Here is a 24,607-nt window from a genome sequence, read left to right on the forward strand (position 1 = left end):
TGGTCGGCAGGAACTAGCTCGTCAATGCTGACGAACTCCATAGTGGACTGGGTTTGGGGGCGGTCTTTTAACATGCCCCATTATAAAAAGTCCCCGCACGAGGGCGAGGACTTTGTCAGCAGTCTGAGGGCAGCTTTTGCTGCCCTTTTTGCTTTCTGAATAAACGGCTACTTCTTAATCACTTTATTGTAAATAAACAGCAACAACAGTGCGCCAATCACAGCGGTAATCAAACCGCCAAAACTGAACTCACCTACGGCGCCCATGCCGAACAATGAACCCACCCAGCCGCCGACAAAGGCGCCAGCAATGCCGAGTAAGGTGGTCATAATAAAACCGCCACCGTCCTTGCCAGGCATGATCCATTTGGCCAGTATGCCCGCCAAAAGTCCCAGTACAATCCACGAAAGAATTCCCATTTGAAATCTCCTGATTGATGGTTGAAAACTGATCTTTAGTCAGCGCCGTTAGCTGCCACAGTGTGCATATGCACATCCTGTTGTGGGAACGGGATAGAGATGCCTTCGGCGTCGAAGCGTTTCTTAACCTGCTCGTGAACGTCGTTGTACACACCCCAGTAATCCGCAGTACCCACCCAGGGGCGCACGTTGAAGTTGACGCTGCTGTCAGCCAGTTCGGCTACCGCAACCGCTGGGGCCGGATCGGCCAGTACGCGATCATCTGCCTCAAGAATGGCTTTGATGATATTGCGCGCCTTGTCGATGTCGTCGCCGTAGCCAATGCCAAATACCATGTCTACACGGCGGGTATCGTGGGCGGAATAATTGACGATATTGCCGCCCATGGCCGCAGAGTTAGGCACGATCACTTTTTTATTGTCGGGAGTAGCCAGTTCAGTGGTGAAAATCGTGATTTCTTTTACTGAGCCAGAGGTACCGGCCAGTTCCACAAAATCGCCAATTCGGAATGGCTTGAAAATCAGAATCAGCACACCGGACGCGAAGTTCGACAGGGAGCCCTGTAGCGCCAAACCAACCGCCAAACCGGCGGCACCGAGAATGGCCACAAAGGAGGTAGCAGCAACGCCCACTTTCGACAGTGCAGCGATCACCACAAAGGCAACAATGCCGTAGTAGCAAAGGCTGGAAACAAACCCGGCAACCGCTGGGTCTACGTTTTTCTTGCCCATTACATTGCGTATGCCGCCGCGAATTTTCTTCGCCACCCACATACCAATAAACAAAATGACCAGTGCAGCCACCAGCTTGGGTGCCCACTCGATGGACATATTGGTTGCAGTTTCGATCAGTTCTTCCACGATATTCCCCTTTTATTGTTGATAGCTTGCCTGAAAATATAGGCTGTTTTTAATGGTCAGGCACAAAATGACAGTCTAAATAAGAACACTACGCCTTTAAGATCAGTGAAAAGTACCAAACCCTGTAACAGGGTTTTGACATTCAATCACTCTTTGTCAATCCACCACCTCAACTGAGTCCACTTTTTGAAAGCCCCTTGGCAATTTATGCCCACGGCGACCGCGCTCGCCCACATAGTGTTCCAGATCGCTGCGCTTGAGGCCAATATGGCGTTTGCCGGAATAAACTTTCAGGGTTTGCGAATCGTTTAAAGTAACCAACGCCACCATAAACTCTTCCCGATTCTGCACCCTTGCAGTGGGGATGCTGAGAATTTTGTTACCCTTGCCTCGCGCCAGTTCCGGCAGCTCTTTGACTGGGAAAGCCAGCATACGGCCTTCGTTACTGATGGCCACAAGCAGATCATTTTCCGGGTCGTCCACCAATTTGGGCGCCATCACCCGCCCGCCTTTGGGCACTGACAGGGATACTTTTCCTGCTTTATTTTTGGTGTACAGCTCACCGAGGCGGCCAATAAAACCGTAACCGGCATCGGTACACATCAGGATAGCCTGCTTATCGTCACCCATCATCGCGCCCTCAAACGTCGCACCAGACGGCGCGTTGAGGCGGCCAGTGACAGGCTCCCCCTGCCCTCGCGCCGACGGCAGAGTGTGGGCGGCCAAGGCGTAACTGCGACCGGTGGAATCCAGCAGAATCACATTCTGGTTGCTGCGCCCTTTCGCGGAAAGAGCGTAATCGTCGCCAGATTTGTAGTTAAGCGCCGCCGGGTCAATCTCGTGGCCCTTGGCAGCGCGAATCCAGCCCATTTTTGAAATCACCACCGTCACCGGGTCGGAACTGAGCAGGTCAGTTTCCGAGAAGGCTTTGGCTTCATCCCGTTGCATTAATGGCGATTTACGCTCGTCGCCAAATTCCTCCATGGCCGCCAGCAGTTCTTTTTTGACCAGGGTTTTCAGGCGCGCTGCAGAACCGAGGATCAATTCCAGCTGCTCTTTTTCTTTTTGCAGCTCTTCCTGCTCGGCGCGGATTTTCATTTCTTCCAGGCGCGCCAGCTGACGCAGCTTGGTATCGAGAATGTAGTCCGCTTGCACCTCGGTTAGGTTAAAGCGCTTCATCAGCACTTGTTTCGGCTCATCCTCGGTGCGAATAATATGAATCACTTCGTCGATATTGAGGAAGGCGACCAGCAAACCATCCAACAGGTGCAGGCGCTTGTTGACCTTTTCCAGCCGATATTCGAGACGGCGGCGGGTGGTGTCGGTACGGAATTTCAGCCACTCCGCGAGAATACGATTGAGCGGTTTGACCCCCGGTTTGCCATCGATACCGATCATATTCAGGTTGATGCGGTAGTTGCGCTCCAGGTCCGTGGAGGCAAACAGGTGGCTCATCATCTGTTCCAGATCCACGCGGTTGGAACGGGGCACAATCACCAGTCGAGTGGGATTTTCATGGTCGGACTCGTCCCGCAAATCCGCCACCATGGGCAGCTTTTTGGCTTGCATCTGGCTGGCAATTTGCTCCAGCACTTTGGAACCAGACGCCTGATGCGGCAGTGCAGTCACCACCACATCACCGTCTTCCTTGTGCCATACCGCGCGCATTTTTAGCGAGCCGCGACCGGTTTCGTAGACCTTTTGAATTTCGACCTGCGGGGTAATGATTTCCGCGTGAGTGGGGAAGTCCGGCGCCGGCACAAACTGACACAGGTCTTCCACGGTGGCCTTGGGGTTTTCCAGCAAATGTACCGTGGCTTTGACCACTTCATTCAAATTGTGCGGCGGAATATCCGTGGCCATACCCACCGCAATACCGGTGGTGCCATTGAGCAACACATTAGGAACTCGCGCGGGCAATACTTCCGGCTCGTCCAATGTGCCGTCGAAATTCGGCTGCCAATTCACTGTGCCCTGGCCCAGCTCCGACAGCAGCGCCTCGGAATATTTAGTGAGCTTGGATTCCGTATAACGCATAGCGGCGAACGACTTGGGATCGTCCGGCGAACCCCAGTTACCCTGGCCATCCACCAGCGGATAGCGATAGCTGAACGGTTGCGCCATCAGCACCATAGCCTCGTAGGCGGCGCTGTCTCCATGTGGGTGGAATTTGCCGATCACATCCCCCACGGTGCGCGCGGACTTCTTGTATTTGGCGCTGGCCTTTAAGCCCAGCTCACTCATGGCGTAAACGATGCGCCGCTGCACCGGCTTGAGACCGTCGCCAATATGAGGCAACGCCCGGTCGAGAATCACGTACATGGAATAGTCCAGGTACGCCTTCTCCGCGTAGGTGCTGAGGGAGGCTTTTTCGATGCCGTCGTCGTCGATTTTTACGTAGTCAGTCATAATTTTTTGTCGCTTCGCTGTCATTCTGAGCGAAATAAAAGTAGTGCCTACAAATACACTACCGTCATTCCCGCGCAGGCGGGAATCCAGATACCACCTTTTTTCAATTCTGTAGTGCCATAGCCGACATGGATCCCCGCCTTCGCGGGGATGACGGCACTAAGCCTTTACACTTCCGCCAGATCGCCCTTGCTCTCCAACCACGTCTTACGGTCAGCAGCGCGCTTTTTCGCCAGCAGCATATCCATGATGGAATTGGTGTCATCGCCGGGTTCGATGGTGAGCTGCACCAGGCGGCGGGTATCCGGATCCATGGTGGTTTCACGCAATTGCAGCGGGTTCATTTCGCCCAGGCCTTTAAAACGCTGTACGTTCACTTTGCCGCGCTTACCCTCCGCAGCGATACGGTCGAGCACACCCTGTTTTTCGTACTCATCCAGGGCGTAGTACACCTCTTTGCCGATATCGATGCGATACAAAGGTGGCATGGCCACGTACACGTGCCCAGCCTGCACCATATGACGGAAGTGGCGCACAAATAAGGCACAAATCAGAGTGGCAATATGCAGGCCGTCGGAGTCGGCATCCGCCAGAATACAAATTTTGTGGTAGCGCAGGCCGGAGAGGTCATCACTGGCCGGGTCGATGCCCAGAGCCACGGCAATATCGTGTACTTCCTGGCTGGCCAAAATTTCCTGAGAGTCCACTTCCCAAGTGTTGAGAATCTTGCCCCGCAAAGGCAGGATCGCCTGGGTTTCGCGGTTGCGAGCCTGCTTGGCGGAGCCACCGGCAGAATCCCCCTCCACCAGAAACAGCTCACCAAAACTGGGATCGTCCCCGGAACAATCTGCCAACTTACCCGGCAACGCTGGCCCTTGGGTAACTTTCTTGCGCGCCACTTTTTTGCTGGCACGCATACGCTTTTGGGCATTGCTGATACACAGGTCAGCAAGTTTTTCCGCCTCTTCCGTGTGCTGATTTAGCCACAGGCTAAAAGCGTCTTTGACCACGCCGGAAACAAATGCTGCCGCCTCCCGTGACGACAAGCGCTCTTTGGTCTGACCGGAGAACTGCGGGTCTGCCAGCTTGGAGGACAGCACGTAACAGCAGCGATCCCAGATATCATCCGGGGTCAGTTTCACACCCCTCGGCAGCAAATTTCGGAATTCACAGAACTCGCGCATGGCTTCCAATAAGCCGCTGCGTAAGCCGTTAACATGAGTGCCACCCTGAGCGGTGGGAATCAGGTTAACGTAGCTTTCCTGGGTGAGTTCGCCACCTTCCGGCAACCACTGCACTGCCCAGTCCACTGCTTCTGTTTCCGCACTAAAGGTGCCCAAAAACGGTTCCGTGGGCAGTACGTCCCAACCATGAGTGGCACTGATCAGATAATCGCTGAGGCCATCTTCATAACACCATTCTTCGGTGTCACCACTGGCCTCTTCTTTAAAGGTAACCGTGAGCCCGGCACACAGCACTGCCTTGGCGCGCAATACGTGCTTGAGGCGGCGCACGGAGTATTTGGTGGAGTCGAAGTATTGCGGGTCGGCCAAAAACCGTACCGTGGTGCCGGTATTGCGCTTGCCGCAGCTGTCGATCACTTCCAGGTCGTTGTATTTGTCGCCGTTGGCAAAGGCAATCTGGTGCACCTTACCGTCCCGGCGAATGGTCACTTCCAATTTCAGGGACAGGGCGTTAACTACCGACACCCCAACCCCGTGAAGACCGCCGGAAAACTGGTAGTTTTTGTTGGAAAACTTGCCGCCAGCGTGGAGGGTGGAGAGGATCACTTCCACACCGGGCTTACCCTGCTCCGGGTGAATATCCACTGGCATACCACGGCCATCGTCAGTCACTGACAGGGAGCCATCTTTGTGCAACACCACATCCAGCTTGCGGGCGTGCCCGGCCAAGGCTTCATCCACAGAGTTGTCAATGACTTCCTGGGCCAAGTGGTTGGGGCGAGCGGTATCGGTGTACATGCCCGGGCGTTTCTTTACCGGGTCGAGGCCGGTAAGGACTTCAATATCTTCGGCGGTGTAGTTGGTCATTCGCTGTGTTCTTATGGTTTGACGTTGGATGTTCGACGTTTGACGAAAAGTCGTATCTGGATCGAGCGTAACTCGTCCAACGTCTAACGTCGAACATCAAACAAAAATTGGTAAATTTCCGGCAGAAACCGCTCATAGCCTTGAAAGCCGTGATCGCCACCTTGCTCTATGGTGAGTTTACAGGCAGCGTACTTTTCTTCCGCATCGCGATAATCCAACACTTCGTCCTCGGTCTGCAAGAGCGCCCACAAATTTTCTGGGCGCTGCAGAGTTTCCACGTCAAACTGGCGGTACTGCTCTACATGGTGATGCTCCATCACCCAGGTTTCGCCGGTGTGGTAGTTGGCGTTTTCGCCAACGTATTCGTGCATACCCCGCCAGGGGCGCACAGCGGGGTTAATAATAGTCGCACGCAAAGCGTATTTTTCAGCAAGGTAAGTGGCAAAGAAGCCGCCCATGGAGCTGCCTGCCAGTGCCGGAGGTACATCGCACTGGACAATAATATCTTCCAGCTGAGCAATGGCCCGCTCTGGGTAGTTATGAAGCTGTGGGCAGTGGAACTCTACTTCGGGGTGGTGCTCTTTCAGCCAGAGACGGGTAGCTTCAGATTTAAAAGATAACGGTGAGCTGTTAAAACCGTGCAGATAAAGTAGGAGCATGAAAAATCGGTACCTGAAAGATACCGATTATAACGATGTGCTGCTGGCTAACAAGGAGTGATCAGTAGCCAACACAACGCCGGTCAAGGCTGTCCATGGCGGGCAATTCAACCACACCGGTATCGATGGTACCGTCGTCATTGAAGTCGATCCAGCGAAAGCCCGGCCCTTGATCACCAAAGGCAAACTCGTCGCTGTTAGCGGCAAACTGGAAGCAGGTAGACGGTGTGGTGTACACCGTGATGCGATAGCGCTTGACCGCAGTTGGCTGGTGAACATGGCCGCCAAACACGGCTTTGATGTTGGAGCACTCCGCCAACTGCTCAAGGATGGCATCGCCATCGGAAACTTTTTGCTTGTCCAGCCAGGCACAGTTCACATCCACCAGCGGGTGGTGCATAAATACTGCCACCGGGCCGTTGTGTTTTTCGGCAGCAGCCAGTGCGGACTGCAATTGCCGCTCACCAATATGGCCACCCACTTTTCCGGGTTGGCGACTGTCGAGCATCAATAACAACCAGTTGCCCACTGTCACTTCGAAGCGAAACGGGGTGTTGAGGGTAGCGGCCATGGTTTCCAGGTCGTCGTGATTGCCGGGCAGCCAATAGTAGGGAACAGCTTCTGCTGACAGTTTTTTATCAAACAGTTCGTAGGCAGGCAGCGCACCATCACCGGCAATATCACCGGTCACAACAAAGGCATCTGCCATCTCCCGACAACGCTCCAAGACCGCATTGAGGCTGTCGCAGGTATTGATACCCGCCAACTGGTAGTCCGCCGACGGCCCCAGGTGGGGGTCGGTGAGTTGAACCACTCGTACCCGCTGTTGGCAAGTTGGTTGGCAGGCTTGTTTGTTAATGGTTTTCACCGTTGCTGTCATGCCCTGTTAATCTCTGCCGATCGCCCTGTTCTTTAACAAGTGAGGGCTTATCCATAAGCTCAGCTGGATACGCGATCAAAACAGTTCCCCGTTTCATAGCCGTGTTGCAGGCAGTGCGCCAGCAAATCGGCCAGGAACTTGTTCCACTGAGCCTTTTCATCCTGCTGGTACATTTTCGGGTTGGGGTATTCAAAGCGTGGGCTCGGGCTTCTGTGGCCTTCGCAATCCAGCACTTCGGCAACCTTGGCATCGTGATAAAGGCGAACCTTTAACGCCGGTATTTGTAACCAGCCGATATCACTGCCCTGTTTCTGTTCCAGCTCCGTTTGTTTCAACGTCAGCAAGGTGGTGTAGGGGGTGCGCTCAAGTACTGTGATGGTGACCACACGATTCTGTCCATTGAGGACAAAAGTGCGCGAGGATGCTGACTGGTACTCCGGAAACAGCTTGATAAACCGGAGATAGTTGGCATCGCAATCCGCCATGTACCGCCTCAGGTCTACCTTGTATCGAAATTTATCAATAACAGCCACTGTCACCTACCCAGAATGTTAACCAGTTGCCATTCGCAAAATGGAGTTGTGAAATGCTTCCAAAAAACCTCTACTTAGTGGATTTTTTACGGTGTCGCCAAACCACTCTACCCATGGTATCGGCAGCTGTCTAGCGAGCCTGTAGCAACGGTTAACAAAACCTTACTCTGTGAACAGCCTCACAAGTGTATCCGGAATGGCCGTTCTGATAGACTCGCGGCAACGCAAATGGACGCAAGGCATCCCCCGATGAAGAATTTCACCAAGCTGGCTCTCGCTACCCTGTTGGCTTCAAGCACAACCGCTCAGGGCGAAACCCTGGCAGAGATTTACCAATTGGCGCTGGAAAACGACGCCACGTTTAAAGCCTCGGAAGCGCGCTTTTTGATCGATCAAGAGGCGATTGTGGCACCGCGTAAAAACCTGTTGCCGTCGTTTGCGGAGAACGCGTCGATTGGGTACGGCCTTGGGGCGGGGAAAAGCCGTTCCCGCCAGGACAACACGCCACTGAGCCAGACCCGCACATCCGATGGCATTAAAACCTTCTCCGTAGATGGCCTTAACTACAGCTTTAATGTGCGCAACTGGTTTGACTTTAAAGCCGCCGGGCACGATCTGGAACGGGCCGAGGCGCAGTTTGCCCTGGATCAACAAAACCTGATTGTGCGGGTTGTCGGTGCTTACCTTGACGTGCTGCGCGCCAGCGAAGCCCTGCGCATTGCCCGCAGCAACGAAACCGAATCCAGCCAGCGACTGCAAAATGCCAAGGAACGATTTTCCGTAGGGCTGGTAGCCATTACCGATGTTCACCAGGCCCAATCCACCTTCGACAACGCCGTAGTGGCGGTGTTGCAGGCGGAAGGCGATTTCGCGATTCGCTTTGAAGCTCTGGAAGTGCTTACTGGCAAACGCCACTTCGAGTTATCCGGACTGAAAAACGACTTTCCTATCGACGACCCGGAACCCCTGGACAGGGAGCAATGGGTGGACTTCTCCCTGCAAAACAACAATAGCCTGAAGATCGCTAAGTCCACTCAGGAAAGCACGGTAGATCGCGCCAAAGGCAGTCAGTACAACTACACACCAACCGTTTCCGTCACCGTCGGGGGGTTCAGATACACCGACACGCCGGGCTCGGTGATCGACTTCGGTAATGGCCCGTTTCTCACCAATGCCAGGGAAAGTTCTTCCTACCGGGATACCAACGTGCGTGTGTCAGTGCCTATCTTTACCTGGGGGCTCAATCAATCTCAACGCAAAGTAGCCGCTCAACAAAAAGTGCAGGCTCATCACAACTACGTAGGCGCCCGCCGCCAGGTGATCCAAAGTGCCCGCACCTCGTTCCTCACCGCCAAGACCAACGCCGCCCGGGTGCGAGCACTGGACTCAGCGGTGACCTCTGCAGAGAGTGCTTACAAGGCGACTCTCTCTGGCTATGAAGTCGGCACACAGAATATTCTCGATGTACTCAGCGAGCAGTCGCGTCTGTTCCAGGCGCAGCAAAATTACGCCAACGCTCGCTACGACTACATTCTGAGTTTTATGGAGTTGAAACTGCAGTCGGGACAACTGAGCCCTGAGGATGTGTTTACCTTGAATGGTTGGCTGGAAGACAGCGCCAAGGTTATAAAAGAGAAAGGCTGACCACTTACCGTCATTCTGAGGAGGCGGAGCCGACGTGAGAATCTCACAAGTTGAAAGTTGTGGGATCCTCGCGGTCGCTTCGCTCCCTCAGGATGACAAAGAAAAGACGCAGCCTCAGGGTGAAGGGCTGGTGTCTTCAATAACTGTCATTAACCGCTGTAACGCACCACGATTTTGTTCCGCCACCGCTTGTGCGGCTTCGCCCATGGCAACACGACGCTGCGGATCATTGAGCAACGATTCCATTTCAGCGGCAATCTGCTCGCTGTTATCGCACACCACCATGCCTTCCGCCGACAATAGCAAGCGGGACGCTTCAGCAAAGTTAAACAGGTGAGAGCCAGACAACACCGGCACCCCCCAGGCCGCCGGCTCAATCAAATTGTGACCCCCGACGGGCACCAGCGAGCCGCCCATAAACACCACATCACTGGCGCCGCAAAACGCCAATAACTCGCCCATGGTGTCGCCCAGCAGCACCTGACTATCCGCTGGCGCCACTGCTTCACTGCGTCGGGTTACGGTCAGTTTGCGACTTTCACACAGCTGTGCCACTTCGTCAAAGCGCTCTGGATGACGGGGGACCAATACCAGCAACAAGTCGTCGTGGTACTTTAGAAGCTCCTGAAAACTGTCGAGAATAACTTCATCTTCGCCCCGGTGGGTACTGGCCACCAGCCAGACAGGGCGCTGATTGTCACCGCGCCACTGTTGTTTCAGGTCATTGGCTTTTTGACGAACATCATCGGTAAGCAGTAAATCAAACTTGATATTGCCCGTAATAGACAGGCTTTTTTCCGGTAAACCTAAGTCGAGAAAACGCTGGCCGTCATCGCTGTGCTGAGCCGCCACAGCACTGATATTTGCCAACAACGATTGCATAAGCGCCGGCATTTTTGCGTAGCCGTCTGCGGACTTTTGCGACAACCGGGCATTGGCCACCACCACCGGAATATCCCGTTTTGCGCAGCCGAGAACCAGGTTGGGCCACAACTCTGTTTCCATAATCACCAGTACATCCGGCTGTACCCGTTTGAGAAAACGCGCTACCACATCCGGCAGGTCGTAAGGCGCGTAAACGTGATACACCGAATCACCAAAGCTGGCCACAACCCGCTCTGAGCCCGTGGGGGTCATGGTGGTCACCACCAGCTGCGCATTGGGATAACGCTGTTGCAGTTGTTTGATCAGCGGCACTGCTGCCAGGGTTTCGCCCACGGAAACCGAGTGCACCCAGATAACCTTGTCCGCTTTCAGGCGCGGCACAAAACCAAAACGCTCACCCCAGCGTTTGCGATACGCCGGCGCTTTGCGGCCGCGCAGCAGCAGCCTCAACAGCACCAGAGGTACAGCGAGGTAGAAAGCGATGGTGTAGAGGGCTCTTATCATAGTCTTCAGCCTCGTCATTGCGAGCCGCGAAGCGGCGCGGCAATCTCGTGAAGTTTACTCCGTATCAGGAGATTGCCGCGTCGCCTTTCTTTGGAAAGCAAGGCTCCTCGCAATGACGGACTTTTTTATTTCCAGTAATTTTTCAACCACGGACATGGACGAATCGGGCGATACCATTTGTGGGTCACCCCTTCGATGGCTTCATCCGGCAACGGGTGGCCATGGAAAATCAGAATCTTGCTGCCTTCAGGGGCTTTGGGCGTTTTGAACAACCCCAACGGCCATGGGGAAGCACAGTCGTATTTGAAGCTGACACACCACTGGGTTGGCCAAAACCTCAGCTCGCCGCGCTGATGCACCTCGTCGCTCAGATAAGCCTGCTCATTGCGGAAGCTGTTTTTTACCTGGTCAAAATTTTGCTGGAATTTGCGCAATGATTGGTCGTAGCGACCAATTTTAAAGCGGTATACAGACGAGTTACCGATCAGGCGCTTTTTGAATTTCTTGTCGCGGATAATCAGGAATTCACCAGGGTGATCAAACAGCTCGTCGATATTGCCTACAATCACTACATCCAGATCGAGAAACAGAGCCTCCCCTTCCAGCCCACCAAACCCTTCTGCCAGTGTGGAGAGTTTGTTCCAACCCCGCTCCGGGGTGCCGGGGGGCAGCTCCAGGGATGGCAGCGGCTGCGCCTCAATGCCATCCAGCAGGCCATTGTCATCATCGGTAAAGCAGATAAACCGGAATGGCCGGGTGATGTTGCGATCCACCATGCGGTAGAGGCGATTGGCGTATTCGGCGCCGTATTTCTGACCCCATTTCATACAGATAATATTGACCGGCTGCTGCTCGTTGGCCATGGCATTCTCTCTGTCGTTCTTTGAATGGTTAATTGGGTAACAAACGCTGCCAAAGGTGGCTCACTTGCTGGCGATATTGGTGAAACGGCTGGCTGGCTACCACCGTCGGTTGCTGCTGCAACTGGGCACGGTGGCCAGCGGCGCGATACTCCCGGTAGGCATCGATCAACCAGTGAGCTTGTTGCGGGGAGGGGCCATCGGCGAGCGCCCCGCTTTCTGTACCGATCGCTGCCAGGGTTTCCAGTATGCGAATGTTATCGCTCCAGCGCAGCAATTGCGGGTGCTGGCTGCCCCAAGCCAAGACGGCAAATTGAACCATAAATTCAATATCCACGATACCGCCGCTACCCTGTTTGAGGTCAAAGCTGGTGTTGTCTGTTTCCTTGCTTAAGTGGGCGCGCATTTTGTCGCGCATTTCCACCACATCCGCTGACAGCTGCTGTACGTCCCGCACTCTGGCCAATACGTCTCGACGCACCTTCTGGAAAGCCTCTGCCAATGGCTCGCTGCCCGCGACCGGCCGCGCCCGCACCAACGCCTGGTGCTCCCAGGTCCAGGCGTCGCTTTCCTGATAGCGCTGAAAGGCGTTGAGCGAAGTTACCAACATGCCGGAATTCCCGGATGGTCGCAGGCGCATATCCACCTCGTACAGCTGGCCAGAGCTGGTCTGGGTGGTGAGCAAATGGATAATGCGCTGCCCAAGGCGCAGATAGAAGGTGGCATTGTCGATACTGCGGTCGCCGTCGGTGCTGCCCTGGGGATCAGCGTCGTAGAGGAACACAAGATCCAGGTCAGAACTGTGGCCCATTTCAATGCCACCTAACTTGCCATAACCAACAATCAGAAAATCTGCCCCGCCACTGCGGAGAACCCCCTGCGGATAGCCGTAGCGCTGGGTCATCTGTATCCAGGCCATATCGAGCACCTGTTCCAGAAGCACTTCGGCGATCCAGGTAAGGTTGTCACTCACTTGCATCAGCGGCAGTGCATCGGTGACTTCACAGGCGGCCACCCGCAAGCGGTTGGAGCGTTTGAAATAACGCAACACTTCCAGTTGGGCTTCCAGATCATCTTCCGGAACCCGCAACACTTGCTGGCGCAGTTCATCCGCCAGCATGGCGCGATCACGGGCGCTGTAGAGGGTGCGCGCATCCAGCAGCTCATCCAGCAGAGACGGGTGTGCCGCCAGCTGACTGGCAATCCAGGGGCTGGCAGCACACAGCAATAGCAGCTGTTGAAGAGCCTGGGGATTTTCCGTCAACAACAACAGGTAGGCGCTGCGGCGGGTAACCGCCTCCACCAGGGCGAGGGTTCGCTGCAACAATTGCGATGGATATTGCCCCCGGCTACAACCTTCCAGCAGCATGGGCATAAAACGCTTGAGGCGGTCGCGGGCGCTGCTTTGCATCTGCTGTACCGCACGGCTATTCAACAAAGCCTGCAGAGTGCGCTCTGTATCGTCTGGCTGGTCATAACCGGCATTCTGCAGAATTTCGCTCACCGGCTGGTCACGGCGCAACAGCTGCCAGGTCAGGGTGGCCCACTTCGGTGTTTGCTGACCATTATCCGCCCCTGGCACCGGCTCGGCAACCACGGCGGCGAACTCTGTGGCTACCGTTTCCCGCGCCTGTACAAGGCGCTCACAAAACTCTTCCCAGCTGTGGCAACCGACAACCGCAACCAAGCGCTCCCTGCCCAAATGATCATCCGGCAGGCGTTGAGTTTGTTGATCGGCGATGCCTTGCAGGCAGTGTTCCACCTTTCGCAGTAATTGATAGCTGTCTGCCAGTTGACCAGCCTTACCTGCAGGCAGCAGTTTTTCTTCTTCCAGAATTGGCAGTACCCGCAATAACGGCGGTTGCTGCAACCGGGTATCGCGACCGCCGCGAATAATTTGAAAAGCCTGGGCGATAAACTCCACTTCCCGGATGCCGCCACGGCCTCGTTTGACGTCATTTTGAGCGCCGCTGCGATGCACTTCCTGCTCGATCAATGCCTTGATGTCGCGCAGCGCCTCAATGGCGCTGTAGTCAATGTACTTGCGATACACAAACGGCTTGAGCGCTGTTTGCAGCTGTTCACCAGCGGCAATATCACCGGCTACCGGGCGGCCCTTGATCATGGCAAAGCGCTCCCAGTCACGTCCCTGGCTTTGGTAGTACTGCTCCATGGCGGCAAAACTGCCCACCAGTGGGCCACTGCTGCCATAGGGCCGCAAGCGCATATCGACACGAAACACAAATCCCTCGGCAGTACGGCTATCGAGCAATTGAATCAGTTGCCGCCCCAGGCGCTCAAAAAACTCCTGGTTGCTGCGGCTGCGTTTTGATGAGGCTTCGCTGGTATCGGTTTCTCCGCTCTCCGGATAAGCAAATATCAAATCGATATCAGAAGAAACATTCAGCTCCCCAGCTCCCAGTTTGCCCATGCCAAACACCACCAGTCGCTGCGGCTGACCACTGGCTGCGCCTATGGGCACACCGTAGCGGTTGCACAGGCTGGGGTAGAGAAAGTCGATGGCGGAATCGAGACAACAACGTGCCATTGCCGTCATATCTGCGGTGGTTTCCGCCAAATCTGCCAAGTCGCTGAAATCCCGCCAGACAATGCGCACCATATCCCGGTTGCGCAGTTGTCGCAGAATGGTGGCTAACTGTTGCTCGCTGTCGATTCCTGCGAGTGCTTGCCGATAGCGTTGCTGCCACTGTTGATAATTAAACGCGCGCTGTAGATCACCGCTACTCACCAGCTCCATAAATGCGTCGGGGCGCTGACAGGCATAGTCAGCGACAAAGTCGCTGCAGCTCCACAGCAGTTGCAGTTGGGCGGCAAATTCGGGCTGCTGCTGACAGAGTTGTTGCAGTTGCTCGGCACACTCAGGAGAGACATTTTGAAAACGGGACAGGGTTTGTTGCCACTGGTTTTGCAGTGGGGGGCTGGACTCAAACACCTTAAATACTCACCGTCATTGCGAGGCCGCAGGCCGCGGCAATCTCAGCCAGTTTAGCAGCGTAATTCGGGAGATTGCCGCGTCGCCTTTCTTTATAACAAAGGCTCCTCGCAATGACGGGAGAACTAAACGATTTCACCAACAATTTACTTCCCAGAGTCCGGAGCCACCCGCATCACTTCGGTGATGGAAGTCAGCCCGGCGGCCACTTTCTGAGCGCCGGACAAGCGCAGAGTACGCATGCCTTCCTTCATGGCCTGAACCCGCAGGTGCTCAATATCGCCATCGTCTTTTACCAGAGGCCGCAAGCTATCGCTGAGGGGAAGAATTTCGTAGATGCCCTGGCGGCCCAAGTAACCAGTGCCGCGACACTCCAGACAACCCACCGGGCGGTAAACCGCTTTTGGTGGCGCCACTTTCCAGGGGCGCACCAGTTGTTGCCAGGCATCTTGCTCCAGCTCCGTGGTTTCCTTGCAGTGCGGGCACAATGTGCGCACCAGGCGCTGGGCCATCACACCGTTGAGGGTAGCGCGAATCAAGTGGGCGGGCACGCCGATATCCAGCAGCCGGGTAATGGCGGTGGGGGCGTCGTTGGTGTGCAAAGTGGAGATCACCAGGTGGCCGGTCAGCGCCGCCTGGGTGGCCATATCAGCGGTTTCCCGATCACGGATCTCACCCACCATAATGATATCCGGGTCCTGACGCATCAGAGTGCGGATACCGGCGGCAAAATCCAGGTCGATTTTGTGATGCACCTGAGTCTGGTTGAAGTTATCCACCACCATTTCGATGGGGTCTTCCACGGTGCTGACGTTAACGCTCTCGGTGGCCAGCTGCTTGAGGCTGGAGTAAAGGGTAGTGGTTTTACCGGAACCGGTGGGGCCGGTGACCAGTACGATGCCATGGGGGCGTTCCACCATTTGCTGCCAGCGCTTGCTGTCTTCCCCCACCAGTCCCAGCTCGGCGAAGTTACGCAGTAAGACATCCGGGTCGAAGATGCGCATCACCAGCTTTTCACCAAAGGCGGTGGGCAAGGTGGAAAGCCGCAATTCCACTTCGCCATTGTCCGGAGACATGGTTTTGATGCGTCCATCCTGTGGTTTGCGCTTTTCCGCCACATTCATGCGTCCCAGCACTTTCAGGCGGCTGGTCATGGCAATCATGATTTGCAGTGGCATCTCGTACACGAGATGCAAAACGCCGTCGATGCGAAAGCGGATTTTGCCCTTTTCCCGTCGCGGCTCGATATGAATATCACTGGCCCGCTGTTCAAAAGCGTACTGCAGCAGCCAGTCGACAATAGCGACAATGTGCTGGTCCTGAGCATCCGGGCTGGCCGCTTTGCCCAGCTCCATCAACTGTTCTACGTTGGTGACCACCGAACTGGCACCGGGCTGCTTGTCTGCACCGGAAATAGAACGCGCCAGCGTATAGAATTCCATGCGGTACTTGTGAATATCCGCTGGATTGGCCAGCACCCTGCGCACGGTTTTGCGGGTGACCTGCTCCAACCCCTCTACCCAACTGCTGGCGTAGGGTTCTTCGGTGGCAATCACCAGCTCATCACCCAGCACATCCACACAGAGAATGCCGTGGCGCTTGGCAAAGGCGAATGACATCACCTCGGTTACCGCCGATACTTGTATTTTCAGTGGGTCGATATGCACCACCGGCATGCCGGTCTGCTCGGCGAGCCAATGCGTCAGGCGGTCCAGATCCAGCACCCGCCCTGACATATCGCCACAGCCTTCCAACTGCTGTTTGGCAATATAGATCAGTGGGTGTTGCAGAGCCTCCTCACGGCTGCGGGTGCTACCCGAGACCAGGTTTACACACTCCTGGGACAACAAACCCTGCCCTTGCAGCTCTGCCAACAGGGGACGCAGTTCCAAACGACGGTCTTGTACGGTTACTTCAACCATGCATTTCTTCCCGCAAAATCACACATTTATCAGGAATTGTAGCGACTATAGTGATGAGTTTCAGCCAAGAAAAAAGCCGACCACTTTGCAGTGATCGGCTTTGATAACAAAAGCTGTGAAAAGAGAGATTAACCGACGCCTTTGGCCAATTCCTCTTTCAAGTCCTTCTCCATTTTACGGGTGGCCTCAAGCTCTCTAATACGGCTTTTTACGTAGGCCGCCCAGGATTGGGCATTTTTCTTCATTTTGTCGTGCTTGGACGCTCTTTCAAAGGCTTTGGCGGCTTTGGCATAGGACTTCAAATAGAACAGTGCCTCGCCTTCGCGCATGTGGCTAAGCCCCGGTTGCCTGCCCTGATCTTTCAACTTCTGGGCTTTGCGGGCCGTATCCACAGCTTTCTGGTAAGAGCCAACACTGGTGTATTCGCCTGAAAGTGCGTTCATCATATCGACATCATTGGGGTCGAGTTTGATATAGCGCTCCAGAACCTTGATGCCTTCTTTGCGCTCACCCGCCTGACTCAGAGTGAAAAACAAATCTTTCAGGTGCTTTGGATTTTCTTCCAAGTAGCCCTTTTGCAGACCGTATTGGTAAACCTTGGCCATCTGATAAGGAGCACTGTTGCTGTTGTAGCCATAGGCCAATGCCTTGAGGAACTGAGCTTTGGTTAACTGATCCTGCATAAACAGGGTGTCCAGCAAAACCATAGAATCCACCGGTTTCTCAAGATCCTGTTGGAAAATAACCGCCAACTCCTGCCAATAACGTTTCTTGGGGAAGTGAGTCACCAGAATCTCGAGAATTTCCGCCACTTTTTTGGGATTTTTCTTTTCGTAGTAAATCCCTTTCTGGGTGCGGTACCAACTCTCTTTGGGAAGTTCACCCTTGGCCTTAACATCAGCGATGGCTTCTTCAACCCACTCAAGGGACAGATCGTACTCTTTCAGAAAGAAATGAGCCTGACCAATCTGAAATTTTTCCGCAGGCCTGATTTCCTGCCCCATACCCAGCCATTCATGGTAGTACTTGAGTGCGGTGCGAAAATCGCTGGATGCCATATGCATTTGCGCCAGGGCACTGAGTATCTGGCGAATCGCCGACTCACGCATTTCCGTATGGAAGGTCAGCAATTTCTCGTAAAACCCTACGATTTTACTGTAGTCACTTTCGTAATTGGGATCTTGCTCACTCTTGATACTTTCCTGGGCAAACTCATAGGCAATCTCACGCCACAGGAAACTGACCTTTTCCCCCGGCGCGTATTTGTCGTATCGCGAGCGCATACCCGCAAGCACTTCACCGTATTTTTTCCAGTCCTTTGCCTCCTCAGCCTTTATCAGCTGATCAATTTTTCGGCCAAAGGACTGGCTCGGCGGCGTAAAACGCTTTTTTTCCTTTTCTTTTTTGTATTTGGATTTTTTCTCGGGCCAGGTAGCCGCCTCAGCAGAGGCGCCGACATCCACATAGGTTGTCAGCACCGGAGGCGCCGCCATTATGGCCAGAGCCAACGCGCCACCCGTAGTGGCTTTTATCGCCATTTTGTGAAAACTAAACATCATCTCGCTCCGACTTAATACCTGTCTGAAACCAAATTACTTAACTTGGGACAACCAATCAGCTGTCTTTCTCCAGCTCAAAGGTAAACTGGTAAGTGGTAATAAATTCAACCGGCTGGTTATCTTCCATTTTCGGTTTGAACTTCAGCTTTTTGGCCGCTCGTATGGATTCGCTATTAAACACCGTGCTGGGCTTAAAGCTGCCATCTTTATTTTTCACCTGGCCGTCAACTACTCTGGGGTCTAACACAACACCATTAACGGATACGGTGAATTCCACCACCACAAAACCTTCCAGCCCACGTTCCAAAGCACGTTGTGGGTAACGGGGTGCCACCCGCTTGATGGGGCGGGCTTCACTGTTGCCACCAAAACCACCAGAGCCAATATTAAGGCCAGAATCAACTCGAGGGGCGTCAATATTCACCGCCAGTTGCACATCTTCCGCTTTAGCGGCTTGTTGTTGCACACGGGGCGGTGGTGGTTCTTTGGGCTCCGGTTTTTGAGGGTCAAACTTTTTAAAGTTGTCCTCAATTTCTTCTTCAGCCTGGAAGATGTTGGCCAGCACTTCACCTTCACCTTCGTCGGGAGCTTCAACATCTGAAGAAACCAGGGTATACATCAGTACCAGCAGACCAAAGGTAATGGTAAAACCCAAGAGACCAGAGAGGCCTAATCTTACTACCTTCATGTTTTACTCCCCTTTGCTCGTGGCAATGATCACACCAGCAACGCCGGCATCTTTGGCAGCGTCGTATACTTTGCCGACCGCTTCCAGGGTGGATTTCGCATCCACCTGAATGACCACATTACCCTTGGGGTTTTCCAGGAAAAGTCGCTTGATTGTGGGTTTCAAGTCGTTGTCTTCAACTGGCTTTTTGTCGATGTGAACTTGGTTGTTGGCGTTAACGGAAACCAACACCGAAGTTGGCTTCAGCCGCGCTGTAACGGTTTCTACTTTGTCGATTTCCTGTCCCGGCGTCTTGATAAAGGACGCGGTAACAATAAAGAAAATCAACATAATAAAAACCACGTCGAGCATGGGCGTCAGGTCAATGGACTGACCCTGTGCATCCGCTTTGCGTGTTCTTTCCCGCATAACAGTTCTCGTTTGCTATGTGACTTGAATGTAAACCATTCAAATTAAAACCACTGAGCCCGGCTGGGCCGAACTCAGTGATCCATGGTCATATGGTCTTCAAGCAGGCCTTTCTCACGGGTTGAAACCCGATCCAGGTACGTATTACCGAATACACCGGAGATGGCGGTAACCATGCCAGCCATGGTGGGAATAGTGGCTTTAAAAACACCACTGGCCATGGATTTGGCGTCACCGCCTCCGGTAATACCCATAATGTCGAAGACGTGAATCATTCCCCATACAGTGCCCATCAGGCCAAACAGCGGCGCCAGGGCAATCATGGTTTTCACCATGTCCATATTTTCGTCGATTTTCATTTCAACGCGGGAGATCAACGCATCGCGTACTTGGTGAGCCCGTTTGGAGCGACGCTCGGCGCGCTCCTCCCAGGTGTCAATAGCAGCCTGAACGTCCCCTTTCAGGGAGGTCTTGAAATACCATACGCGCTCGAATATCAGCGTCCACAACAGGAACAGCAGGGGAACGATGAAATACTTGAGTACTTCTCCCCCCATGTTGAGGAAATCCTGAATTCCAGTGAGTGCGTCGTTCAGTGCATCCATGATTAATGGCCCTCGGCGTTCTCAGCAACAATACCCGCGCTTTGCTCTTCCAGTATATGGAGGACACGCTGTGCGCGGCCATTTACCAGGGTATGCAGCAGAATGGTTGGAATGGCAACTACCAGACCCAATACGGTGGTAACCAACGCGGAGGAAATACCGCCTGCCATGTTTTTCGGGTCGCCGGCGCCGAAGATGGTGATCGCCTGGAAGGTCAGGATCATACCGGTTACGGTACCCAACAGACCCAGCAGCGGTGCCACCATGGCAATAATCTTCAACAGGTTGAGACCAGATTCGATGGCCGGGCGCTCTTTCAGCACCGCTTCGTGCAGCTTCAGCTCCAGAGATTCGGCATCGGCGTTGGGGTTCTCTTCCGCCACTTTCAATACGCGACCCAGCGGGTTGTTGGTATTGGCTGTGGAAGTGTCACGCAGCTGCGCATTCACTTTGGCGCCAATGCCAGAGAGAACAACGAAGCGCAACAGTGCCAACAATACGGCGAATACACCCACGCCACTGATGACATAACCAACAAGTCGGCCTTCATGCCATTTTTCAGTAAGGGTCGGCAAGTCGACCAATTTGGTCATAAGGGTTGGCCCCTGAGCACCTTGCGGATCCAGTGCGGCTGCAGTAAACCCGGAAGTCGCATTACCGAGTGCGGCAACAGATGAGGTGTAAGAACCCTGCGGCTGACGGGGCAATGAAGAGATGTTGCCAGTCACCTTGTCATAGTTAAGGTACTCATCACCGGATACCAGCGCGTAGTTACCCACTCGCATCACTTCGGCGTCCACCTTCTCACCACCGCGGAAAATGGCAGTGTTGTACTTGACGATCTTGGTGCTCTGGTTGATTTCAAACAGAATCGCCTTCCACATGCCTTCAATTTCACTGATTTCCGGCAGCGTTGGAGTAGCACCTGAAATTTTTGAACGCAGGCTGTCGATTGCCTCAGTACGACCAGGGTATTGAGCGCTGACAATGGAGTCGCCCAAGTAGCTGATCACGTCACCGGAAGTACCGGACAGGTGGCCAAACAATTCTTTCAATGAACCCAGACGCTTGTTGTACTGCTCCTGAAGTTCACCAATCGCCCTTTCGTTATCGGCTTCGGTTTTTTCCAGAGCCTCGGATTTTCTCTTTGCGGCATTGAGCTGCGCCTTGACGTCATTCAGCAGTCTCTGGCGATTTTGTTGCTCGCGCAAAAAGCGCTGCTCGCGCTCGCGATGCTCTTTGGACTCACTGAGAGTGCCCTGGTCAATCATCTGCAGCAGCTCTTCAAGAGACTTGGCTTTTTCCTCTTCGGCAGCGTTAACAGAGAACGCCAGAGTAGCCGCAGCGACAGCCATCAGGCCTTTTTTAAGAATTCGCTTGTTCATTATTGTGCCTCCGGCGCTTTGATAGGCATGGTCATAATATCCAGAGTCGCTGTTTTCTTGGCGATACGAATCGCAGTAGAAATGGCGTTGCGGTACTCACTGGGGTCCAAGGCAACCCAAGCACGGCTGTCCTGATCCCAAACACCGGCTTTGCTCTTGTCTTTGGTCTGATACACCAGCGCGGTGCGGCCCATACGGAAGATGTTTACTTCCTGGGGTGCGCCATCCACTTCAATTTCGGTGACGTAGGTGTCGATCTTGTTGCCGTATTCCAGCTCGATACGGTAAGCCTCCAGCACCTGGCGGAATTTCTCGGCAACACTTTTGCCGGAATCACCCAGGCCTTCGCGGAAGCGTTTCACGCGCCCTTCGCGCTCTTCCATATCGAACGGCAGGTCGAGGGCAATGTGCTGCTCAAGCCCTTCAATCATGCGCTCAATCAGCGGTGGGATGCTGCGCTCAGTATCCTGAACACCGGCAATAGACGCTCTGAGGCGGTCCATTTGCAGCTGCTGGTGGGCAATCACCAGCTCTTTCTGGCGGTTGTACACTTTGGTGTCTTCCAGCTCATCGCTGGCAGTCTGGAAATCCAGCACCAAGTCGTCAGTCGCAGCAGAAATTTTGTCTACACGTTTCTGCGACGCCTGGGCGTTAGCCAATTTCTTTTTACCAGCCTTGAGAATGTCGTCGACATCAGCGGCCTGTGCACCGGCAGCGCCAACACTGAGTGCGGCGGCGGCAATCATCAGTTTCAAAGAGTGTTTCATACGTCCCTCGATATGGGTATCAAACAGTTATAACGAGCTGCCCTACCATTTCGGGTTAGGCATGGGTCACCGTTTTATGGCAACGGGGCAGCAATTATTAACAGGCGCCGATTTGTTTGGCAAAGAATGGGGCGGGAAAAGAGGCGTTTTTCTGGAGGCTGTTACCTTAGGTAACAAATGATAAATATGTAGAATTCAAAAAGTAGGCGTAGGGTGGATTAGACGCGAAGCGGCGTAATCCACCATTTAAAGAATACTCGGTGGGTTACGCTGCGCTAACCCACCCTACATGAGGTTGCTATTACCGCACCAAGTGTCAGGAATTACGATCCAGCACCACAAAGTCGTAGCTGTAATCACCACCGGGGTCACCTGCGGTGCGTTGTAATTCGCGCCACTGGCTGTCGTCCATTTCGGGGAAAAACGCATCGCCTTCAACATCGGCGTTCACTTCGGTGATGTAGAGTCGTTTGGCAAGGGGCAATGCCTGGCGGTAAATCTCCGCTCCGCCCATTACCATCAGTTCGGACACGCCATCCGCTGTGGCCACCTGTTCTGCCAACTGCAAAGCCTGCTCCAGAGAATGGGCAACTTTTACCGTATCGGGGTTATCGCACTCGGGGAGCCAGCCAGCTTGTCGGGTAATGACAATATTGGTGCGCCCCGGCAGCGGCCTGCCAATGGATTCCCAGGTTTTGCGCCCCATCACCACCGGCTTGCCCATGGTCACCGCCTTGAAATAACGCAGGTCGCCAGACAGATGCCAGGGCAACTCATTGTTGCGGCCAATGGTGCCATTGCGAGCCATAGCGACGATCAGAGCAATATCCATGGACTTTCCTTTTTAAACGGCAATGGGTGCGGGAATATGGGGGTGGGGATCGTAGTCAACGATCTCGAAATCCTCAAACTTGTAGTCGAAAATCGAGTCCGGTTTGCGGTGTATCAGCAGCTTGGGCAACGGGCGGGGCTCGCGCTCAAGCTGAATACGCGCCTGTTCCAGATGGTTCTGGTAAAGGTGCAAATCCGCCATGGAGATCACAATTTCGCCGGGCTCGTAGCCACACTGCTGAGCCAGCATATGGGTGAGGAACGCCAAGCTGGCGGTGTTGTAGGGGTTGCCCAGGAACAGGTCATTGGAACGGATGTAGAGCATCGCCGACAGTTTGTTGTTCACCACATAAAACTGATACAGCAGGTGGCAGGGCGGCAGCGCCATGCGCCCCTCAGCGGCGTTTTGCCAAGGCTTTTTGCTCTCGTCTGGCAACTGGGCAACGTTCCAGGCGTGGAAGATATGGCGGCGGCTGTTCGGGTTGTTTTTCAGGCCGTCCACCAACTGGGCAATCTGGTCGATATGACCACCATCGCCATCGGGCCAGAAGCGCCATTGATAACCGTACACCGGCCCCAGTTCACCATCAGGAGTAGCCCACTCATCCCAGATGGTCACGCCATTGTCTTTCAGGTATTGAATATTGGTTTCGCCATTCAAAAACCACAGCAGTTCGTGAAGGATAGAACGGATATGGAGCTTCTTGGTGGTGAGTAGAGGAAAGCCTTCGGCGAGATCGTAGCGCACCATTCGGCCAAATACGGAACGGGTGCCTGTGCCGGTGCGGTCACCTTTATCAGTGCCATTTTCCAGCACATCACGCAGCAGGTCGAGATAGGCTTTCATTAAATTACCCCTTTTTGTAAATGCACGTCATTGCGAGGAGCCGCAGGCGACGTGGCAATCTTTTGAATGCGAAGTGGCAGGATGGAGATTGCCGCGTCGCTTCGCTCCTCGCAATGACGATTAATCTATTTTCTTTTTGCGCCAGGCCCAGGCAATCAGCACAATGCCCGCCACCATCATCGGCACACACAACTGCTGGCCGCGCGTCATCCAGTCAAACAGCAGCGGTATGCCCTCATCCGGTTCGCGCACAAACTCCACCAGATAACGGAACAGGCCATAAAGAAATAGAAACAGGCCGCCAACTAAACCGGCCGGACGGGGTTTGCGGCTGACCCAAAAGAGAATGGCGAACAGCAAAATGCCTTCCAGGAACATTTCGTAGAGTTGCGATGGATGGCGCGGCTGGTCGCCAGCACCGGGAAACACCATGCCCCACCAGCCATCGGTAGGCCTGCCCCACAGCTCGCCGCCAATAAAATTGCCCAGGCGACCAAAGGCCAACCCCAGCGGCACCATAGGCACAATAAATTCAGCTGTGGCCACAAACGGCTTTTTGATACGGCGGCTAAAGCGCCACAGGGCCACCAGCACACCAATCAAACCACCGTGGAAGGCCATACCGCCTTCCCAGATGCGGAATATCCACAAGGGGTCAGTGATCCAATGACTGAAGTTATAAAAGATTGCTGACCCCAAACGGCCACCAATAATCACACCAAAGGCGATGTAGACAATCAGGTCTTCCACGTCTTTGGTTTTCACCACCGACCAGGACTGGCGGCTACGGTAACGCGCCAGCAACCAGGCGCTGGCAAACGCCAGCAGATACATCACGCCGTACCAGTGAATTTTGACAAATCCCAGGTCAAGGGCGACGGGGTCGATATTGGGGTAAGTCATTGGCAGGGGGTTCTCGTTGACCGTTGGACAGCGAG

Annotated in this window: 21 protein-coding genes; 1 reads left to right on the forward strand and 20 read right to left on the reverse strand. The window is 54.2% G+C overall.

The window, feature by feature from the left end; genetic code table 11:
- Positions 1-167: 167 nt before the first annotated feature.
- From QSV34_RS13100 to QSV34_RS13130, 7 genes are all read right to left on the reverse strand, one after another.
- The gene (locus tag QSV34_RS13100; protein ID WP_289155408.1) at positions 168-419 is read right to left on the reverse strand and encodes a GlsB/YeaQ/YmgE family stress response membrane protein; all 252 of its coding nucleotides are present in this window, start codon (positions 417-419) and stop codon (positions 168-170) included.
- Between the two features lie 35 nt (positions 420-454).
- Positions 455-1,279 carry a mechanosensitive ion channel family protein gene (locus QSV34_RS13105; protein WP_289155410.1) on the reverse strand — a complete coding sequence of 275 codons (825 nt, stop codon included), beginning with the start codon at positions 1,277-1,279 and terminating at the stop codon, positions 455-457.
- Between the two features lie 156 nt (positions 1,280-1,435).
- Positions 1,436-3,688, reverse strand: coding sequence for a DNA topoisomerase IV subunit A (parC, locus tag QSV34_RS13110; RefSeq protein ID WP_289155412.1), 2,253 nt, complete (start codon positions 3,686-3,688; stop codon positions 1,436-1,438).
- A 167-nt stretch (positions 3,689-3,855) separates the two neighbouring features.
- Entirely contained in the window at positions 3,856-5,739 is a 1,884-nt protein-coding gene (gene parE / locus QSV34_RS13115; RefSeq protein WP_289155414.1) for a DNA topoisomerase IV subunit B, read from the reverse strand.
- A gap of 83 nt (positions 5,740-5,822) precedes the next feature.
- Positions 5,823-6,398, reverse strand: coding sequence for a YqiA/YcfP family alpha/beta fold hydrolase (locus QSV34_RS13120; RefSeq protein ID WP_289155416.1), 576 nt, complete (start codon positions 6,396-6,398; stop codon positions 5,823-5,825).
- A 61-nt stretch (positions 6,399-6,459) separates the two neighbouring features.
- Positions 6,460-7,278, reverse strand: a complete 819-nt coding sequence (locus QSV34_RS13125; RefSeq protein WP_289155418.1) for a metallophosphoesterase — start codon at positions 7,276-7,278, stop codon at positions 6,460-6,462.
- 59 nt (positions 7,279-7,337) lie between these two features.
- Positions 7,338-7,811 (reverse strand): DUF1249 domain-containing protein, encoded by a 474-nt coding sequence (locus tag QSV34_RS13130; protein ID WP_289155420.1) that lies wholly within the window; start codon positions 7,809-7,811, stop codon positions 7,338-7,340.
- Between the two features lie 249 nt (positions 7,812-8,060).
- On the opposite strand from QSV34_RS13130, the gene QSV34_RS13135 reads away from it, so the two are divergent.
- Positions 8,061-9,455, forward strand: a complete 1,395-nt coding sequence (locus QSV34_RS13135; protein WP_289155422.1) for a TolC family outer membrane protein — start codon at positions 8,061-8,063, stop codon at positions 9,453-9,455.
- A 114-nt stretch (positions 9,456-9,569) separates the two neighbouring features.
- Here QSV34_RS13135 and waaA read toward each other — a convergent pair whose 3' ends face one another.
- From waaA to lgt, 13 genes are all read right to left on the reverse strand, one after another.
- Positions 9,570-10,844 carry a lipid IV(A) 3-deoxy-D-manno-octulosonic acid transferase gene (waaA, locus tag QSV34_RS13140; protein ID WP_289155424.1) on the reverse strand — a complete coding sequence of 425 codons (1,275 nt, stop codon included), beginning with the start codon at positions 10,842-10,844 and terminating at the stop codon, positions 9,570-9,572.
- Positions 10,845-10,969: 125 nt separating this feature from the next.
- Positions 10,970-11,707, reverse strand: a complete 738-nt coding sequence (locus QSV34_RS13145; RefSeq protein ID WP_289155426.1) for a glycosyltransferase — start codon at positions 11,705-11,707, stop codon at positions 10,970-10,972.
- Positions 11,708-11,735: 28 nt separating this feature from the next.
- The gene (glnE, locus tag QSV34_RS13150) at positions 11,736-14,657 is read right to left on the reverse strand and encodes a bifunctional [glutamate--ammonia ligase]-adenylyl-L-tyrosine phosphorylase/[glutamate--ammonia-ligase] adenylyltransferase (RefSeq protein ID WP_289155428.1); all 2,922 of its coding nucleotides are present in this window, start codon (positions 14,655-14,657) and stop codon (positions 11,736-11,738) included.
- A 146-nt stretch (positions 14,658-14,803) separates the two neighbouring features.
- Positions 14,804-16,579 carry a type IV pilus assembly ATPase TfpB gene (gene tfpB, locus QSV34_RS13155; protein ID WP_289155430.1) on the reverse strand — a complete coding sequence of 592 codons (1,776 nt, stop codon included), beginning with the start codon at positions 16,577-16,579 and terminating at the stop codon, positions 14,804-14,806.
- A 128-nt stretch (positions 16,580-16,707) separates the two neighbouring features.
- On the reverse strand, positions 16,708-18,135 hold the full coding sequence (locus QSV34_RS13160; RefSeq protein ID WP_289155432.1) for a tetratricopeptide repeat protein: 1,428 nt from the start codon (positions 18,133-18,135) through the stop codon (positions 16,708-16,710).
- Between the two features lie 58 nt (positions 18,136-18,193).
- Positions 18,194-18,826, reverse strand: coding sequence for an energy transducer TonB (locus QSV34_RS13165; RefSeq protein WP_289155434.1), 633 nt, complete (start codon positions 18,824-18,826; stop codon positions 18,194-18,196).
- 3 nt (positions 18,827-18,829) lie between these two features.
- A complete protein-coding gene (locus QSV34_RS13170; RefSeq protein ID WP_289155436.1) occupies positions 18,830-19,234 on the reverse strand; it encodes an ExbD/TolR family protein in 405 nt (134 codons plus the stop codon).
- Between the two features lie 74 nt (positions 19,235-19,308).
- Positions 19,309-19,839, reverse strand: coding sequence for a MotA/TolQ/ExbB proton channel family protein (locus QSV34_RS13175; protein WP_289155438.1), 531 nt, complete (start codon positions 19,837-19,839; stop codon positions 19,309-19,311).
- 2 nt (positions 19,840-19,841) lie between these two features.
- Positions 19,842-21,224, reverse strand: coding sequence for a MotA/TolQ/ExbB proton channel family protein (locus QSV34_RS13180; protein WP_289155440.1), 1,383 nt, complete (start codon positions 21,222-21,224; stop codon positions 19,842-19,844).
- Positions 21,224-21,991, reverse strand: coding sequence for a DUF3450 domain-containing protein (locus QSV34_RS13185; protein ID WP_289155442.1), 768 nt, complete (start codon positions 21,989-21,991; stop codon positions 21,224-21,226). Before QSV34_RS13185 ends, QSV34_RS13180 begins: the two co-directional genes overlap by 1 nt.
- 316 nt (positions 21,992-22,307) lie before the next feature.
- On the reverse strand, positions 22,308-22,823 hold the full coding sequence (locus tag QSV34_RS13190) for a dihydrofolate reductase (protein ID WP_289155444.1): 516 nt from the start codon (positions 22,821-22,823) through the stop codon (positions 22,308-22,310).
- Positions 22,824-22,835: 12 nt separating this feature from the next.
- Positions 22,836-23,669 carry a thymidylate synthase gene (locus QSV34_RS13195; protein WP_289155447.1) on the reverse strand — a complete coding sequence of 278 codons (834 nt, stop codon included), beginning with the start codon at positions 23,667-23,669 and terminating at the stop codon, positions 22,836-22,838.
- A gap of 120 nt (positions 23,670-23,789) precedes the next feature.
- On the reverse strand, positions 23,790-24,572 hold the full coding sequence (gene lgt / locus QSV34_RS13200; protein ID WP_289155449.1) for a prolipoprotein diacylglyceryl transferase: 783 nt from the start codon (positions 24,570-24,572) through the stop codon (positions 23,790-23,792).
- Positions 24,573-24,607 lie beyond the last annotated feature (35 nt).

This window comes from Porticoccus sp. W117, assembly GCF_030341905.1.
GTDB lineage: Bacteria > Pseudomonadota > Gammaproteobacteria > Pseudomonadales > Porticoccaceae > SCSIO-12696.

Excerpts from the sequence above, each read along its gene's own strand:
- waaA (WP_289155424.1), bottom strand. The coding sequence starts at position 10,844 with ATGATAAGAGCCCTCTACACCATCGCTTTCTACCTCGCTGTACCTCTG.
- lgt (WP_289155449.1), bottom strand. The coding sequence starts at position 24,572 with ATGACTTACCCCAATATCGACCCCGTCGCCCTTGACCTGGGATTTGTC.
- QSV34_RS13195 (WP_289155447.1), bottom strand. The coding sequence starts at position 23,669 with ATGAAAGCCTATCTCGACCTGCTGCGTGATGTGCTGGAAAATGGCACT.
- QSV34_RS13100 (WP_289155408.1), bottom strand. The coding sequence starts at position 419 with ATGGGAATTCTTTCGTGGATTGTACTGGGACTTTTGGCGGGCATACTG.
- QSV34_RS13185 (WP_289155442.1), bottom strand. The coding sequence starts at position 21,991 with ATGAAACACTCTTTGAAACTGATGATTGCCGCCGCCGCACTCAGTGTT.
- QSV34_RS13125 (WP_289155418.1), bottom strand. The coding sequence starts at position 7,278 with ATGACAGCAACGGTGAAAACCATTAACAAACAAGCCTGCCAACCAACT.
- QSV34_RS13180 (WP_289155440.1), bottom strand. The coding sequence starts at position 21,224 with ATGAACAAGCGAATTCTTAAAAAAGGCCTGATGGCTGTCGCTGCGGCT.
- QSV34_RS13165 (WP_289155434.1), bottom strand. The coding sequence starts at position 18,826 with ATGAAGGTAGTAAGATTAGGCCTCTCTGGTCTCTTGGGTTTTACCATT.
- QSV34_RS13190 (WP_289155444.1), bottom strand. The coding sequence starts at position 22,823 with ATGGATATTGCTCTGATCGTCGCTATGGCTCGCAATGGCACCATTGGC.
- parC (WP_289155412.1), bottom strand. The coding sequence starts at position 3,688 with ATGACTGACTACGTAAAAATCGACGACGACGGCATCGAAAAAGCCTCC.
- QSV34_RS13135 (WP_289155422.1), top strand. The coding sequence starts at position 8,061 with ATGAAGAATTTCACCAAGCTGGCTCTCGCTACCCTGTTGGCTTCAAGC.
- parE (WP_289155414.1), bottom strand. The coding sequence starts at position 5,739 with ATGACCAACTACACCGCCGAAGATATTGAAGTCCTTACCGGCCTCGAC.
- QSV34_RS13145 (WP_289155426.1), bottom strand. The coding sequence starts at position 11,707 with ATGGCCAACGAGCAGCAGCCGGTCAATATTATCTGTATGAAATGGGGT.
- QSV34_RS13175 (WP_289155438.1), bottom strand. The coding sequence starts at position 19,839 with ATGGATGCACTGAACGACGCACTCACTGGAATTCAGGATTTCCTCAAC.
- tfpB (WP_289155430.1), bottom strand. The coding sequence starts at position 16,579 with ATGGTTGAAGTAACCGTACAAGACCGTCGTTTGGAACTGCGTCCCCTG.
- QSV34_RS13160 (WP_289155432.1), bottom strand. The coding sequence starts at position 18,135 with ATGTTTAGTTTTCACAAAATGGCGATAAAAGCCACTACGGGTGGCGCG.
- QSV34_RS13120 (WP_289155416.1), bottom strand. The coding sequence starts at position 6,398 with ATGCTCCTACTTTATCTGCACGGTTTTAACAGCTCACCGTTATCTTTT.
- QSV34_RS13170 (WP_289155436.1), bottom strand. The coding sequence starts at position 19,234 with ATGCGGGAAAGAACACGCAAAGCGGATGCACAGGGTCAGTCCATTGAC.